Consider the following 16,028-nt stretch of genomic DNA (forward strand, 5'->3'; position numbering starts at 1 on the left):
TAGCATCGAAACGGGCTGTTTCGCAAAGGCCATCCCTGCGAACGAGCCGTTCCCGAAGTTCAGGGCGTCCTGCGTTTCGCGCGCGCAGTCGGAGCGGCGTTCGCCGGATCTTCCGGCCATTCGTGACGCGGATAGCGGCCGCGAAGATCGGCGCGTACATCGGCCCAGGAACCGGACCAGAAGCCCGGCAGGTCACGGGTGATCTGGATCGGCCGCTGGGCCGGCGACAGAAGCTCGATCGTCAGCGGCAGTCGTCCCTCGGCGATCGAGGGATGGCGCGTCAGGCCGAACAGTTCCTGGACCCGGATCGAGAGCACGGGCTGGTCGTCTTCGTAACGGATCGGATGGCGGTTGCCGGACGGCGCTTCGAAGTGGCTCGGAGCAAGGTCGCCGAGCCGTCCCTGAACGGGGCCCGGCACGAGCGCGTGAAGCGCCTGGCTCACCTGCCCCTCGCTGATCTCCGAGAGCGAGGTCGCACCGGGCACGAAGGGACCGAGCCATTCGGCAAGGCGTCGGCGAAGGGTCTCTTCCGAAAGATCCGGCCAGACCTCAGGATCGGCGCCGGCAAGGAAGCGCAGCCGCCGCAACAGGCGCTCGCCCTCCTTGCCGAAGGGCAGGATGCTGAGATCGAACCCCGCAAGGCCCTCCATCAGCGCCGTCGCCGCCGCCTCGCCCGTCGGGGTCTTCAGCGGTGTTTCCGATAGGATGATGCGCCCGAGCCGTTCGATGCGCCGGGCGCGCACAGCCTTGGCGTTCCGGTCGAAGAGAAGGACGTCCTCGGCGAGGCCATCGCGCTCGACGATGGCCGCGAGCGCCTCCTCAGACAGGGGCGCGGCCGCGACGATCCGCGTCGACTTGGCAGCCCCCACCAGATCGGCCACCACGAGAGCACGATGTCTTGCCAGCGCCTCGGCCGGGTCGACGAGCCCGCCGCGACCATTGGAGAGACCATAGGCGCCAGGGACGCCGCGCCGGACCGCGATCCTGTCCGGATAGGCAAGGGCGAGAAGCGCGCCGGCTTCGCCCGAGAGACGCGGATCGCGGGACGCATCCTCCTCACCGCCGTCCGCGCTTTGCGCAATGCGCCTCGCCAGGGCGTCCGCGCTTCTGGCGCGCGGGCCACGATCCGTCTCGAAACGGCGCAGGCGCTCGGCGAGATCGGCATCATTGCCGCCAAGGCCCCGCTCCGTGAGGAGAACGGCGAGCCGCGCGGCCATCAACCGGTCGCCTCTGCCGGCCGCGACCACCATCCGCGCAAGGCGCGGCGGCAGCGGGAGGCCGCGCATCGCCTCGCCGGCAGCGGTCAGCCGCCCATCGCCATCGAGCGCACCGAGATCGGCGAGAAGCCGCCGCGCTTCGTTGAGCGCAGGTTCCGGCGGGGGATCGAGAAAGGCGAGATCGCGCGGGTCCGCGACGCCCCAGGCGGCACAATCGAGAAGCAGGCCCGACAGATCGCTCGCCATGATTTCCGGCGGATCGAAGGCTTCGAGCGCCGCCGTCTGCTCGGCCCGCCAGAGACGAAGGGCGATGCCTGGCTCGGTGCGTCCGGCCCGCCCCGCCCGCTGGTCGGCGGAGGCCTTAGAGACGCGAACGGTTTCCAGCCGCGACAGCCCCGTCGCCGGCTCGAAGCGGGGCCGGCGCGAGAGGCCGCTATCGATCACCACGCGCACGCCGTCGATGGTGAGTGAAGTCTCGGCGATGGAGGTCGCGAGCACGACCTTGCGCTGGCCGGCGGGGGCGGGCCTGATCGCGAGATCCTGAGCGGCGCCGTCCATCGCCCCGTAGAGTGGAGCAAGGATCGTGTTGGCGGCGAGACGCCCCGCGAGCCGCTCGGCCACTCGCTCGATCTCGCGCTGGCCGGGCAGGAAGGCGAGCACGCTCCCTGTCTCCGTCGCCAGAATCTCGCGGATCGCGCTCGCCATCGCGTCCTCGATCCGCTCGGTGCCTGGATGCTCGCGGTGGCGGATCTCGATCGGAAATCCCCGGCCCTCGCTGGTGATCACGGGCGCATCGCCGAGAAGGCTCGAGACCCTCGCACCGTCGAGGGTCGCCGACATCACGAGGATGCGCAGATCCTCCCGCAGGGCGCCCTGCACATCGAGGGCGAGAGCGAGGCCGAAATCGCCGTCGAGGGACCGCTCGTGGAACTCGTCGAAGATGACGGCGCAGACACCGGCAAGCTCGGGATCGCCGAGGATCATGCGCGTGAACACACCCTCGGTGACCACCTCGATCCGGGTCCTGGCCGAAACCTTGGTGTCGAGCCGCATGCGCCAGCCGATCGTCTCGCCCACCGTCTCCCGCGCGATCTCGGCCATGCGCCGGGCGGCGGCCCTCGCCGCGAGCCGGCGCGGCTCGACGAGGAGGATCGTTCCCGGCGATCCGCCGCCCAGCAGATGGAGCGGAACGAGCGTCGTCTTGCCCGCGCCCGGCGGGGCGACGAGGACGGCCGATCGCCGTTCGCCGAGCGCCGTGCTCAGATCGTCGAGACTATGGGATACGGGAAGGCGGGGAAGGTCGAACAGGATCGGAACTCGCTGGAATTCGGTCGGCGATTGGCTTGCCCTGAAGATCGGCGATGTGGCCGGCACGCCGAAATGACGGACCGGTGCCATCGCGATCTTGGGCCTTGCCGCCACATGGTATAGGACGGGACCAAGCCCTGCGAGGGCCGTCAATCGCCGCAAGGCCACGACCGATCCCGGTCCCAGGAGTTCTCCCGACCATGTCGCAGATCCAGTCCGACGAACGCAAGACGATCGTTCTCACCGGCGCATCCCGGGGGATCGGCCATGCGACGGTCAAGCGCTTCTCGCGCGAGGGGTGGCGGGTCATCACCTGTTCGCGCCAGGAATTCGCCGACAACTGCCCCTGGCCGGCGGGACCCGAGGACCATATCCGCGTCGATCTCTCCGATCAGGAGGATGTGGGCTATGCGGTGTCCGAAATCCGCCAGCGGCTGCAGGCCAACGGCTCGCGCCTCCACGCCCTCGTCAACAATGCGGCGATCTCGCCCAAGGTCGAGGGCGGCGGGCGCATGGATTCGATCAAGACGCCGATGCATCTGTGGCGCGACGTCTTCCAGGTGAACTTCTTCGCGCCCATCATGCTGGCACGCGGGCTCTTCAAGGAACTTCAGACCGGGAAGGGATCGATCGTCAACGTGACCTCGATCGTCGGAAGCCGTGTCCATCCCTTCGCGGGCACCGCCTACGCCACCTCGAAGGCCGCCCTCAATTCCCTCACGCGGGAGATGGCCGCCGACTTCGGCCCCGCCGGCATCCGCGTCAACGCCATCGCACCCGGCGAGATCGAGACCGCGATCCTGTCCCCTGGCACCGAAGACATGATCGACGACATCCCGCTGCGCCGCCTCGGCCAGACCTCGGAAGTGGCCGACGTCATCTACTTCCTGTGCTCGGACCAGTCCTCCTACGTCAACGGCTCCGAACTCCACATCAATGGCGGCCAGCACGTGTGAGGGCGTGGGGCGACCTATGAACGTGGCTTCACTCTCGAACACCACGTGGCAGGCGCCGGTCGCTTCGCAATGCAGCGATTACATCAGAGTGAAACAGGATTAATAATTCTGTTTCAGGAAACGCCTACATCACGCGAACGAAGCGACCAGGCATGTTGCCTTTATTCGAGCATAGAAAGGCTCGGCCCGTAGTCTTGCTGGTAACGATCAACGATCCCCGACGAGGCTGGATGACAGATCGTAAAGCATCTTTGAACTCATCCCACGTCATTGAACTTGGACGCTTGAGCAGAAGGGTCGTTTTGTGTCGGACTATCTCGACGTCTAGACCGAGATGCTCCAGACGTTTCGCACAAAGCGCGATGCTATCACCGCGAACCCTGTTAAATTCCGCCATATAGTAACGGGATTTGAGAACCAACTTCATTTTCTTGGGCATGTGCCGAAGCCTCAAGGCGGTTAAAAAACGAAAATTGGCAGCCCTTGCGATGACGACAAGTCATCTCAATGAAACGCCTTTCAATGAATTCCGATTCAAGGACGCTCGGCACGGCATTACCGTGCCGAGCGCGAGGCGTGGGTTCAGGCGGAGATGCGATGGATTGCCATGGCTAGGTAGCAAGCGGCATGACGGCATAGATGGGTGTAGAACATGAAATTCTCCGAGATTGCAGGTTTTGAAATGCCCTCGGAGGCGCTGGACTGAACGGTCCTCGCACGAGCATCGTGCGAACCCTTCGAGCCTGCGGAGTTCGCTCTTTTTGTTTCTCACAAAGCCGTGATTACTCATTCTGAAACGCTTCTTCCTTATTCTGTTTCAAGCATCATCATTCCTCAACCATCTCGCCCGTACCCCTCACATCACCGCTAAAAAGCGCCATGACCAGATCCGTCTGGGTCACGAGCCCGACCAGCCGTCCGGCGTCGTCGGTGACGGCGACATGGTGTAGCCCGGCTTTCGAAAGGGTCGGGACGAGATCCGCGATCGCGGTGGACGCCTTCGCCGTCCGTGGGTTCCTCGCGGCGATCCGCTCCACGGGCATTCGCGCCGAAAATCCCTTGTCGAGACCGTGGCCCAAGCGCTTGCCTCCTCGCACGGGTGGCCAGGAGAGACCGCGTCCGATGGCGTTCACGAAGGTCTCGCGGGTCAGGAGCGCGACGAGCGTCCGGTCGTCGGTGGTCACAGGCAGAACGCTGAAATTGCGATCCTGGATGATGTGCCAGGCCTCGCCGATCGGCGTTTCCGGCGAGACCGTCACCACGTCGCGCGACATGATGTGCCCGCATGTGAGACTGCCCGAGCGGCGGCGATGGGCCTCGTGCTCGGCCGTCGTCAGGATCTCCATCAGTTCGTTGCGGTCGATATCGACGACCCGGCCCCGGCGCTCCAGCACCGTGTCGAGATCGTCCAGCGTCAGCCCGGTCCGCTCGCGCGGCGACGGGTCGCTCGTCCCGTGCGGGTTCGGGCTCTCCGTCGGTCGCAGCTGGGGATATCGCCGGCCGGTGAGGCGGTTGTAGAGAAGTGCCGTCGCCAGAAGAAGCGCCGAGTTGAGGCCGATCGGAACGGCGGCGAAGGCAAATCCCAGGCTATCGGCGACGGGGCCGGCAAGCACCGCGGTGACGGCGACCGCTCCACCCGGCGGATGAAGGCAGCGCAAGGCGAACATCAGGGCGATGGCGAGGCAGACCGCGGCTGCCGCGGCAAGCAGGGGATCGGGTATCAGCATCCGGCACGCGATGCCGACGAGAGCCGCAGAGACATTGCCGCCGATGATCGACCAGGGCTGGGCGAGAGGACTGGATGGGACCGCGAACAGCAGAACGGCCGAAGCGCCCATGGGAGCGACCAGAAGCGGCACCGCCGTATCGGGGCCGAGAACGAGAAGCGTGGAGAAGCCCGTAACGGCGATACCGATCAGCGCGCCGAGACTGGCACGCACCTGTTCGGTGGCGCTGACATAACCGAGATCGGGGATGAGACGAAGAAGAGACCGAGCCATCGCGGCACCTGCGAGCGAGAATTTCTGCCGCATTTATCAGCATCTCGCTCAAAAGACAGGCATACGACGCGACGATCTCGGTAAAGGCCTCTCACCCGATCCGATAGTCCGGGTCGATGCTGCGCCGGACGACCGTCGCAACGTTCGGAAGATCGTTGCCCTCCAGCTTGGCTCGCAGGGTCTCGCCTTCGAGGCCAAAGCCGAGCCAGCGATCGGTGAGGCGCTCCCTGAGTGTCGCCTCGGGCACGTCGAGAAAGGCGGTCAGGTCGAAGAACTCCCGCAGCACGGCCCAGCGCGGCTCGTCGAGCAGGAGATAATTGCCCTCGACGAGGATGATCGGAACCTCGCGCTCGATCAGCCGGGCGCCGGCCCGAGCGATTTCGATGGATCGGTCGAAAACCGGAACGGCGACGACGTCCTCCTCCCGCCGCTTCAGGCGTTCGAGCGTCGAACGAAGGCCGCCGACGTCGAATGTATGCGGTGCACCCTTGCGCGGGCGGTCTCCGCGCGCCTCCAGCACCCGATCATCGAAGTGGAAACCGTCCATCGGCAGGATGGCTGAGGCGCCCGGCATCTCATCATTCAGGCGCTCGCAGACCATCTCCGCGAAGGTGCTCTTGCCTGAACCCGGCGCACCGGCGATCGCGACGATATGCCGGCGCGAGCGATCGAGACCGAGCACGATCTCCGTGAACGTCTGTCGTGATATCGTCGTCATCGCGGTTCTCCCCTCTCCTCGCCTCGCACGCACCCCCGTGAAGCGCGGTCCGGCTCGGTCGGACGAACCCATCAGAGGGCCGTGCGCGACCGCATGGCTGCGGACAGCGTGCCCTCGTCCAGATAATCGAGTTCGCCGCCGACGGGAACGCCGTGGGCGAGCCGCGTCGCCTTCACGTCGAGGCCTTCCAGCTGATCCATCAGGTAATGGGCGGTGGTCTGGCCCTCCACCGTGGCGTTGACCGCGATGACCAGCTCCTTCACCTCGCCGGTTGCGACGCGCTCGACGAGCTGGCGGATGGTGAGGTCCTCCGGGCCGATCCCTTCCAGGGGCGACAGCACGCCGCCGAGCACGTGATAGGCGGCATTGAGGGCCTTTGCCCGCTCCAGCGCCCAGAGATCGGACACATCCTCCACCACGATCACCACCGACTGGTCGCGGCTCGGATCGCGGCAGATCGTGCAGGGATCGGAAGTATCGATATTGCCGCAGACGGAGCACTCGCCGACCTTGTCGAGGGCGTCCGCCATGGCCGCCGTCAGCGGACGCAGGATCGGCTCGCGCTTCTTGACGAGATGAAGCGCCGCGCGCCGGGCCGATCGCGGCCCGAGGCCCGGGAGCTTGGCGAGAAGCTGGATCAGCCTCTCGATCTCGGGGCCGGCGATGGTCTTGGCCATGGGTCTTTTAACCTAGAAGCTTGCGCCGGTCGTCGTCGCGCCTGGAAGAGCGGTCAGAACGGCAGCTTCATGCCGCCCGGCAGATTGAGCCCGGCGGTCATTTCCTGGGTCTTCTCCTGCATGGCGGCATCGAGCTTGGTCTTGGCATCGGCATGGGCCGCGACCAACAGATCCTCGAGAATGTCGGCTTCTTCGGGTTTGATCAGCGACGGATCGATCGAGACGCCCGTCATCTCGCCCTTGCCGGACAGGGTGACCGACACGACGCCGCCACCGGACTGACCGGTGACCACCATGGCCGCCATCTCCTCCTGGAGACCCGCCATTTTCTCCTGCATGGCTTTCGCCTGCTTCATGAGGTTCATCATGTCTTTCATCGGGGATCACCTGTCCTCGTCGTCATCGTTGTCGTCGTCGTTCGTGCCGATATCGTCATCGTCGAGCCCGGAGTCCAGACCGAAATAATGTTCGGGATAGGCTTCGATGTCGGGCCCGCCCTCGGGAATGCCGTCGACGAGGTCGGCGGCGGCCTCTTCCGCCATCATGTCCTCGCGAAGGCGCACATCGGCGATCTTCGCGCCGGGAAACGCCTTCAGCACGGCAGCGACGGCCGGATCGAGTTCGGCATCGCGCAGAAGATTGCGCCGCTTTTCGGCGCGCGCCTCCTCCAATGTCGCCCCCTCCACGCCGCCCGAGACGGTGACCGACCAGCGGGCGCCGGTCCATTCGTGCAGCTTGCGCGTCAGCTCGCCCGCGAGCGCCTCGGGCGCCTCCTCGGTCACGCCGATCTCGAGCCGCCTGTCGCCGATGGACTTGAGGCGCACATAGCGGCGCACCCAGGCTTCCAGGCGCGAATCCCGCTTGTCCTTCGCAAGATCGGCGAGGTCGGCGAGGCTCGCGATCCGCACCTCGGGCAAGCCGGGATCGGGTGCGGTCTCGCGGCGCGTCTGGTTCGCCATCTGCGGCATGGAGCTCGTCGCGAGCGAGAGCGGCGCACGCACGGGATGGGCGGACGATGCGAGAGAGGCGGAAGGCGAAGCCGACACCGCGCGCGGGGCCGTCGCTCTGGCATTCTGGGCGCCGCCCGCGCCGCCCGCCGCCGCGGACACCGCCTGCCTGCCCGGCCCGGCCTCGGGTTCAGGGGCTTCGGAACCCGTCTTTGCGACCGCTTGCGAATGCGAGCCGATCCGCGAGAAGCCGGTCGAACCAACCATGGACCCAGCGGGCCCCTCCCCGCCACCTTTCGCCGCGGTGTCGGCTGACGCGGCTCGCGGCCCCGGCAGAGCGCCGGTCTCGCCGGTCTTCAGGAGACGCAGGAGATCGTCCGGCGAGGGCAGATCGGCGGCGTGGGCGATGCGGATCAGCGCCATTTCCGCCGCCTGCCGGGGCGAATCCGCGTTGCGGGTCTCCTCGATCGCCTTCAGGAGCATCTGCCAGACCTGACCGAGGGTACGGACCGACAGGCTCTTCGAATAGGCAAGGCCCCGCTGGGCTTCGTCGGGCGAGAGCACCGCATCCTCCGCCGCTTCGGGCGCATAGCGCAGCGTCGTGACGAGATGGGTGAAATCGGCGAGATCGCCGAGCACGATCGCGGGATCGGCTCCGACGGTGTACTGATCGCGCAGTTCGGCGAGAGCGGCGCCCGCATCGCCCCGCATCACCGTCTCGAAGAGATCGATGATGCGCACCCGGTCGGCCAGACCCAGCATGTCGCGGACGGCGCCCGCCGTCACCGCTCCCGCGCCGTGGGCGATCGACTGGTCCATCAGGGACAGGGAATCGCGCACCGAGCCTTCCGAAGCACGCGCGACGAGCCGAAGCGCGTCGTCCTCGATCTCCACATTCTCCTTCTGCGCGATCGCCTTAAGATGGCCGATGAGGACACCCGCCTCCACGCGCCTCAGATCGAAGCGCTGGCAGCGCGACAGAACGGTGATGGGCACCTTGCGGATTTCGGTCGTCGCGAAGACGAACTTCACATGCTCCGGCGGCTCCTCGAGCGTCTTCAGGAGCCCGTTGAAGGCCTGGGTCGACAGCATGTGGACTTCGTCGATGATGTAGACCTTGTAGCGCGCCGAAACCGGCCGGTAGCGCACCTGGGCGATGATCTCGCGAATGTCGTCGATGCCCGTATGGGAGGCGGCATCCATCTCCACCACGTCCACATGGCGCCCCTCCATGATCGCCTGGCAGTGGATGCCCGGCTCGTTCATGTGGATGGTCGGCTGGTGGATCGTCTCGGTCTCGTAGTTCAGCGCGCGGGCGAGGATGCGGGCCGTCGTGGTCTTGCCGACGCCGCGCACACCGGTCAGCATCCAGGCCTGGGCGATGCGTCCGGTCTCGAAGGCGTTGGTGAGCGTGCGGACCATCGGATCCTGGCCGATGAGATCGGCGAAGGAATGGGGGCGATATTTGCGGGCGAGGACCCTGTAGGCCTCGGCCTGGGGGGCTTTCGTCTCGATCTCGCTCACGGGCGGACCGCCGGGCGGCAGATGCCGCTCCCCTGCCTCGTCCACTGGTCGCACGGCAACGCTCGGGGTCGAAGGACGGTCATCGAAACGGACAGCTCCCGGAGTGGCAGGCGATCTCTCAAGGCTCGTCTTGTGCGGCCTTGCGGCCGCAGGCGCAACCCTCCACCGATCGACTTGCGACGAAACGGATCTTTTCCGTCACCGGGCGGCCTGCCGGGCGACGGACGCAGATCTGTCGTCGAGGGGATGAAGGGTGGGAGGCTGGCACGATGACCCGTGCCTGGCTCGTTGGGGCTGCTTCCTTCCGGACCTGACCCGGTTGGCGAGTGGCTCGTCCACCACCAACCTCCCGGGCTCCATATCGCCGATGGGTGCCCTAATTGCAAGGCGGGGCCGATGGAAAACAGGAAGACGATGACGACCAAGCCGACGCCATTCGAGTTGCACCCGCGCCTCGCGGCCGACTCCCTGCCGGTCAAGACGCTCGGTCTGTGCGAATTGCGTCTGATCAACGATTCCCGCTGGCCCTGGCTGATCCTCGTCCCGAGGAGACCCGATACGGTCGAGTTTCACGACATGACGGGGCTCGACCAGACCATGCTGACCTTTGAGCTCGGCCTCGTCTCCAAGCCGTTCAAGGCCCTCACCGGCTGCGACAAGCTGAACATCGCGATGATCGGCAACATGGTGCCGCAGCTGCATGCCCACATCGTCGCGCGATCGTCGGGCGACGCGAACTGGCCCGGGCCCGTCTGGGGTTTCGGCGAGGCGGTCGCCTACGAGCCGGGCGTCGCCGACGCATTCATCGACGATCTCGTGAAGGCCGTCTTTCCCCTATGACCAGCCTCTTCAAGACCCCGACCGAAGCCTCGACCCCGCCGCTCGGCTTTGCCACCAACAGCCTCGACCGGGAGAGCGAGACGCGTGGCCCCGAGACGCTGGCGCAAGCGCTGGCGGATCCGAATGCGATCGTCTTCGTGCGCGCGGCCACCGGCTTCCTGTGTGCCGTGACGGGCGATGCGCCGCAGCCCGGCTTCTCGATGGAAGAGGCGACCCGGTTCGCCGATCTGGCGAACCCCGACACCGTGCTTCTCGGCCATGACGGCGAGAAGCGGCCGGTGATCGCGGTGGGTGCCCTCCCCGATCTCGATCCGCCCGACCACATCAAGATCATCGACCTGCGTTCGCTTGCGGCCCAAGGCAATCTCGAACCGGAAACCGAAGGGCGTCTCGCCCAGGCCCAGCATCTCCTCCTGTGGCACGGGTCGAACCATTTCTGCGCCCAGTGCGGCGGGGAGACCGTCAGCGAGGCGGCCGGAGCCAGCCGGCGCTGCACGCGCTGCGGCGACATCGTCTTTCCCCGCATCAATCCGGTGTCGATCATGCTGATCCACGACGGTGCGGGGCGCTGCATCCTCGGCCGCCAGCCGCATTTTCCCGAAAAGTCCTGGTCCTGCCTTGCCGGTTTCGTGGAGGCGGGGGAGACGCTGGAGGCGGCGGTGCGGCGCGAGACCCGGGAAGAGGCCGGGGTCGAGATCGCCTCCGTGCACTACCTGTGCAGCCAGCCCTGGCCGTTCGCGGGCAATCTCATGCTCGGCCTCGTCGCACTCGCGGCCACCACCGAGATCCGCTTCGATTCGAACGAATTGGAGGCCTGCCGCTGGTTCGGGCGAGACGAGGTGAAGGCGATGATCGAAGGGCGTCATGCAGATGGTCTCGTCGTTCCCCCGCCGCTCGCCATCGCCCACCATCTGATCCGCGCCTTCGTCGCGGACGAGATCTGATCGGAGCGTTCCAGACGCCTCGTTCGCGTCCCTCGTCGTTTGCCGACCCGCCGCATCGTGCCAGATGATCGGAACGTGCCGCCCCGTGCGGCCGCAATCCTCACGCGACATCTTCGGAGCACGACCCCATGACCTATTCCATCATCGGCCGCGATCCCGAAACCGGTGCGGTCGGCGGCGCGGTGCAATCGAAATTTCCAGGTGTCGCCTCCCTCGTCCTTCATGGCGATGCCCGCTGCGGGATCGTCCATACCCAGGCCTTCGGCAATCCCGATCACGGCGAGGACGGGCTGGAACTTCTGCGCCTCGGCCTCGATCCGGCAGGCGTCATCGGCGTCCTTTCCAACAAGGACGACGACGACCATTGTCGCCAGATCGCGGTGATGGGCCTCAATGGCGCAAAAGCGCATTTCACCGGGAAGAGCATCGCGACGTGGCGCGGTGAAAGTGGCGGCGCAGAAGGCGAGAACAGTGTCGCGATCGGCAATTCCCTGACCAATGACAGGGTTCTGGATGCCATGATCGAGCGTTTCGAGACGGGCACCGGCGACCTTGCCGAACGTCTCGTCTCGGCACTTGCGGCAGGCCGGGACGCCGGTGGCGAGATGCGCGGACAGCAGGCGGCCGGCGTCCTCGTCGTCAAGGCGGGCACGGCCTATGCCGGACGGGCGGGCCGGCTCGTCGACATCCAGATCTACGACCATCTCCAGCCGATCGAGGAACTTGCCCGTTGCTACCGGCTGCACAAGCTTTCCTTCTTCCCGTCGAACGAGAGCGATGTCGTCCCGATCGACGCCGGGACCGCCGCCTATCTCAAACGCCTCCTTTCGAGGACCGGTCTTCTGTCCCGGCCGTCCGAGGGGGCGGAATGGAAGGAGGCCGAGATCGCGGCGATGGCCCGCTTCATGGGCGAGGAAAACTACGACAACCGGATCCGCGACGATGCGCGGATTGATCTCGAAGTCCTCGCCGATATCAGGACGAAGCACCCGGAGGCATGATCTCTCCCGGGCTTGTCAGAAGGTGCGGGTTTGGCGGTCCTTGCGCCGCTTCAGGCCGAGCTGGCTCTCGCGCCAGATAATGGAGATACCGGCCAGCACGACGATGGCGCCGCCGAGGATGGTCGATACGGCGACGACCTCGCCGAAGACCGTCGCCCCGATGAGGATCGCGAGGATGAGAGAGGAATATTCGAAGGGTGCGATGGTGGACGTGTCGGCGAAGCGATAGGCGGCCGTCAGGAGAAGCTGGCCGATGCCTCCGAGAATACCGGCGATGACGAGGAGGACCGCCTGTTCCGGCGTCGGCACGACCCATCCGAAGGGCAACGAGAAGAGCGAGATGATGCTCGCGGCGACCATGAAGAACAGGACGATGGTGGCCGTCTTTTCGCGCTGGGCGAGCCGGCGCACCTGGATCATCGCGATCGCGGCGAAGACGGCCGAGAAGATCGCGGCGAGCACGCTGAGGCCTTCGACCCCGCCCATGTCCCGTCCCGCGACGCTGAAATTCGGCAAGGTGACGACGGCGACACCGACGAGGCCGATGGCGACCGCCGTCCAGCGATAGGCGCGCACCACCTCGCCGAGGAAGAGCGCGGCAAAGACCACCGTGATGAGCGGCGTCGCATAGTTGATCGTCGTCCATTCGGGATAGGCGAGCCGGGTGATCGAGAAGAAGCCGAGCCCCATGGAGGCGACGCCGACGATGCCGCGCAGCACATGGCCCTTGATGTCGTTCGTGCGGAACGCGGTCTTCAGATCGCCGAGCCAGGCGAGATAGAGAAGCACCGGCAGCAAGGCGAAGAAGCAGCGGAAGAACACGATCTCGCCGGCGGGCACGCCGGAACCCGCCAGCTTGATGGCGGTCTGCATGCCCACGAAGGACAGGATCGAGAGAAGTTTCAGGCAAACGCCGAAGACCGGCCTGTCGTCGTCCGTCGAGCCTTGCTGCATGGGTCATCGGCCTTCGTATGCGATGCTGGATCGTCACCCTATGGGTGTGGACGCCACCGGGATGCCGTCCGTTCCTATCCCAATCGGCCGGCCAAATTGCAAATGGTGCGGGCCTATCTAACTAGGGGACCAGAGGAAAAAGGACCCCGCCATGCTGCGCACCGAGACCGGACAGACCGTGAAGCTGAAGAATTATTCGCAGACGGATTTCGTCTTCAAGGGCGTTTACCTGACCATCCGTCTGTTCGAGGGCTCGGCCGAAATCGAGAGCCAGATACGTCTCGAGCGGCGGCAGGGCACCGCGAGCGACGCCCCGCTCGTGCTCGACGGCGACGAACTGAACCTCACCTTCCTGAAGCTCGACGGCCGGACGATCCCGGACAGCGATTACGACGCCGCGCCCGATCGCCTGACCATCCGCAATCTTCCCGCCTCCGGGGAGTTCCTCCTCGACATCGGCACCCGGATCGTGCCGGAGGAAAACACCAAGCTGATGGGGCTCTACCGCTCGAACGGCATCTGGTGCACCCAATGCGAGGCCGAAGGTTTCCGCCGCATCACCTATTTCTACGACCGCCCCGACGTCCTCATTCCCTACACGGTGCGGATCGAGGCTTCGAAGGAGGCGGCTCCGGTTCTCCTCTCGAACGGCAATCCCGGCGAGACCGGCGACCTGCCGGACGGCCGGCATTTCGCGGTCTGGGACGATCCGTTCAACAAGCCGTCCTATCTCTTCGCGGTCGTCGCGGGCGATCTGGAGCGGGTCGGCGACAGCTTCACCACCGCGAGCGGGCGAAACGTCACCCTCGGCATCTTCACCGACAAGGGCCGCTCCCATCAGGCCGGCTACGCCATGGATGCCCTGAAACGCTCGATGGCCTGGGACGAGCGGCGCTTCGGGCGCGAATACGATCTCGACGTCTTCAATGTGGTCGCGATCTCGGACTTCAACATGGGGGCGATGGAGAACAAGGGTCTCAACGTCTTCAACCACAAATACGTGCTGCTCGACCCCGACACCGCGACCGATCAGGACTATGCGGGCGTCGAGACGGTGATCGCCCACGAATACTTCCACAACTGGACCGGCAACCGCATCACCTGCCGCGACTGGTTCCAGCTCTGCCTGAAGGAAGGCCTGACGGTGTTCCGCGATCAGGAATTCTCCGCGGACGAGCGCGAGCGCACGGTCCAGCGCATCGGCTCGGTGCGCCGGCTGAAGAGCATGCAGTTCCCCGAGGACCAGGGCCCGCTCCAGCATCCGGTGCGGCCCAGCGAATATCGCGAGATCAACAACTTCTACACGGCGACCGTCTACGACAAGGGTGCCGAACTGGTGCGGATGATCGCGACGCTCCTCGGTCCCGAGGACTTCCGCGCCGGAATGGACCTTTATTTCGAACGCCATGACGGCGACGCCGCGACGATCGAAGACTTCGTGAAGGTTTTCGAGGATGCGAGCGGGACGGATCTCTCCACCTTCGCCCTCTGGTACGAGCAGGCGGGAACGCCGACGCTGACGGTTTCGGAACGCTACGACGCGTCGGCCGACAGCATGACCGTGACCCTCTCCCAATCCCTGAAGCAGGGCGCGGCGAGGACCGGAACGAAGCCGGTGATGATGCCGGTCAGGATCGGGCTCGTCGGACCCGACGGCGAGGACCGTCCGCTGGTGCCGGCGGCGGGCGGCGACATCCGGGACGACGTGATCCGTCTTCAGGAGGCCGAGGAGAGTTTCGTCTTCGAGAAGGTCGGCGGCCGCCCCTACCTGTCGGTGCTGCGCGATTTCTCGGCGCCCGTCACCCTCGTCCACGATCAGCCCGAGAGCGACCGGCTGGCCCTTGCCCGCCTCGATCCGAACCCCTTCAATCGCTGGCGCATCCTCAACGACCTTCTCGGCGAGCGTCTCGCCTCGGCCGCGGGCGGCACGGGGCCCATTGCCGAGGATCCGCTCGGGGACGAACTGATCAGGGCGATCGTCGAAACCGCCGGCGACGACGATCTCGATCCCGCCTTCCGCGCGCAGGTGCTCGCTCTGCCGGCCGAGACCGACATCGCCCGGCTCATCGGCAAGGATATCGATCCGAGCCGGATCTACGAGACCAGTCTCAACGCCCGCAGTGCCATCGCCGAGCGCGGCCGTGCGGTTTTCGAGCGACTGATCGCGATCGCGCCCGCGGACGAGGCGTTTTCGCCCGATGCCGAGAGCGCCGGACGGCGGGCGCTCGCGAATGCGGCGCTCGGATTCGTCACCGTCGCCGATGGCGATCCCGAACGCACCTTCCAGCGCTTCGAAGAGGCGACGAACATGACCGATCGCCAGGGGGCGCTCGCGATCCTCGTCTTCCGCTTTCCCGGGCATGAGAGAACCCGGCAGGCGCTCGATCGCTTCTACGAACGCTACGAGGACGACCCGCTCGTCCTCGACAAGTGGTTCGCGCTCCAGGCCGCAGCGCCGGGCGAGGCGACGCTCGATCGCATCCGCGAGCTTGCCGCGCACCCGCGTTTCACGCTGAAGAACCCGAACCGCGCACGATCCCTGATCGGCTCCCTCGCGGGCATGAATCCGACCGCGTTTCACCGGCCCGACGGCGAAGGCTATGCGTGGTTCGCCGAGCGCCTTCTGGAACTCGACGCGATCAATCCACAGATCGCGGCGCGGATGGCGACCGCCTTCAGAACATGGCGAATGCTGGAGTCCGGCCGCAGGGGGAAAGCCGAAGCGACCCTCTCGAACATGGCCAAAATGCCACAGCTTTCGAAAGACCTTAAGGACATCTTGGAACGAACCCTTGGCTGACAATGTCAAGTTCAGTGAAGAAAAATTTAACCAAATCGATCTTGTGGACAAACTGATTCGCGTCTGTTGATATCTTGTTGGTTCGCGGATGTGGCGTTTGCGAATCAGCAGTGCGGCTACGAGGAAACTTCATATGCGCGCA

The 16,028-nt window shown here is 65.8% G+C and carries 12 protein-coding genes and 1 other RNA gene; 5 read left to right on the top strand and 8 right to left on the bottom strand.

Features of this window, described 5'->3' with window-relative positions:
• Positions 1-59 precede the first annotated feature (59 nt).
• Complete coding sequence (gene hrpB, locus DYI37_RS13905; protein ID WP_116683853.1) at positions 60-2,615, bottom strand: ATP-dependent helicase HrpB; 2,556 nt, start codon at positions 2,613-2,615, stop codon at positions 60-62.
• Between the two features lie 110 nt (positions 2,616-2,725).
• On the opposite strand from hrpB, the gene DYI37_RS13910 reads away from it, so the two are divergent.
• Positions 2,726-3,481 carry an SDR family NAD(P)-dependent oxidoreductase gene (locus tag DYI37_RS13910; RefSeq protein ID WP_116683854.1) on the top strand — a complete coding sequence of 252 codons (756 nt, stop codon included), beginning with the start codon at positions 2,726-2,728 and terminating at the stop codon, positions 3,479-3,481.
• A gap of 827 nt (positions 3,482-4,308) precedes the next feature.
• Here the strand turns inward: DYI37_RS13910 and DYI37_RS13915 are convergent.
• The 6 genes from DYI37_RS13915 to ffs form a co-directional block, all read right to left on the bottom strand.
• Entirely contained in the window at positions 4,309-5,481 is a 1,173-nt protein-coding gene (locus tag DYI37_RS13915) for an HPP family protein (protein WP_116683988.1), read from the bottom strand.
• Between the two features lie 91 nt (positions 5,482-5,572).
• Positions 5,573-6,199, bottom strand: coding sequence for a nucleoside triphosphate hydrolase (locus DYI37_RS13920; RefSeq protein WP_116683855.1), 627 nt, complete (start codon positions 6,197-6,199; stop codon positions 5,573-5,575).
• A gap of 71 nt (positions 6,200-6,270) precedes the next feature.
• Positions 6,271-6,876 carry a recombination mediator RecR gene (gene recR / locus DYI37_RS13925; RefSeq protein WP_116683856.1) on the bottom strand — a complete coding sequence of 202 codons (606 nt, stop codon included), beginning with the start codon at positions 6,874-6,876 and terminating at the stop codon, positions 6,271-6,273.
• Positions 6,877-6,929: 53 nt separating this feature from the next.
• Positions 6,930-7,253 carry a YbaB/EbfC family nucleoid-associated protein gene (locus tag DYI37_RS13930; protein ID WP_116683857.1) on the bottom strand — a complete coding sequence of 108 codons (324 nt, stop codon included), beginning with the start codon at positions 7,251-7,253 and terminating at the stop codon, positions 6,930-6,932.
• A 6-nt stretch (positions 7,254-7,259) separates the two neighbouring features.
• Positions 7,260-9,338 carry a DNA polymerase III subunit gamma/tau gene (locus DYI37_RS13935; RefSeq protein ID WP_116683989.1) on the bottom strand — a complete coding sequence of 693 codons (2,079 nt, stop codon included), beginning with the start codon at positions 9,336-9,338 and terminating at the stop codon, positions 7,260-7,262.
• 262 nt (positions 9,339-9,600) lie between these two features.
• Positions 9,601-9,697: signal recognition particle sRNA small type (gene ffs, locus DYI37_RS13940), an RNA gene on the bottom strand.
• A gap of 64 nt (positions 9,698-9,761) precedes the next feature.
• Between ffs and DYI37_RS13945 the strand changes: the two genes are divergently transcribed.
• The 3 genes from DYI37_RS13945 (at position 9,762) to DYI37_RS13955 (ending at position 12,132) form a co-directional block, all read left to right on the top strand.
• On the top strand, positions 9,762-10,187 hold the full coding sequence (locus DYI37_RS13945) for an HIT domain-containing protein (protein WP_116683990.1): 426 nt from the start codon (positions 9,762-9,764) through the stop codon (positions 10,185-10,187).
• The gene (gene nudC, locus DYI37_RS13950) at positions 10,184-11,131 is read left to right on the top strand and encodes an NAD(+) diphosphatase (RefSeq protein WP_116683858.1); all 948 of its coding nucleotides are present in this window, start codon (positions 10,184-10,186) and stop codon (positions 11,129-11,131) included. Before DYI37_RS13945 ends, nudC begins: the two co-directional genes overlap by 4 nt.
• Before the next feature lie 128 nt (positions 11,132-11,259).
• Positions 11,260-12,132 carry a DUF1028 domain-containing protein gene (locus tag DYI37_RS13955; protein WP_116683859.1) on the top strand — a complete coding sequence of 291 codons (873 nt, stop codon included), beginning with the start codon at positions 11,260-11,262 and terminating at the stop codon, positions 12,130-12,132.
• A gap of 15 nt (positions 12,133-12,147) precedes the next feature.
• Here DYI37_RS13955 and DYI37_RS13960 read toward each other — a convergent pair whose 3' ends face one another.
• Entirely contained in the window at positions 12,148-13,086 is a 939-nt protein-coding gene (locus DYI37_RS13960) for a DMT family transporter (RefSeq protein ID WP_116683860.1), read from the bottom strand.
• A gap of 151 nt (positions 13,087-13,237) precedes the next feature.
• On the opposite strand from DYI37_RS13960, the gene pepN reads away from it, so the two are divergent.
• Entirely contained in the window at positions 13,238-15,886 is a 2,649-nt protein-coding gene (gene pepN / locus DYI37_RS13965) for an aminopeptidase N (protein ID WP_116683861.1), read from the top strand.
• The last annotated feature ends 142 nt before the right edge of the window (positions 15,887-16,028 follow it).

It is taken from the genome of Fulvimarina endophytica (genome assembly GCF_003403015.1).
Lineage (GTDB): Bacteria > Pseudomonadota > Alphaproteobacteria > Rhizobiales > Rhizobiaceae > Fulvimarina > Fulvimarina endophytica.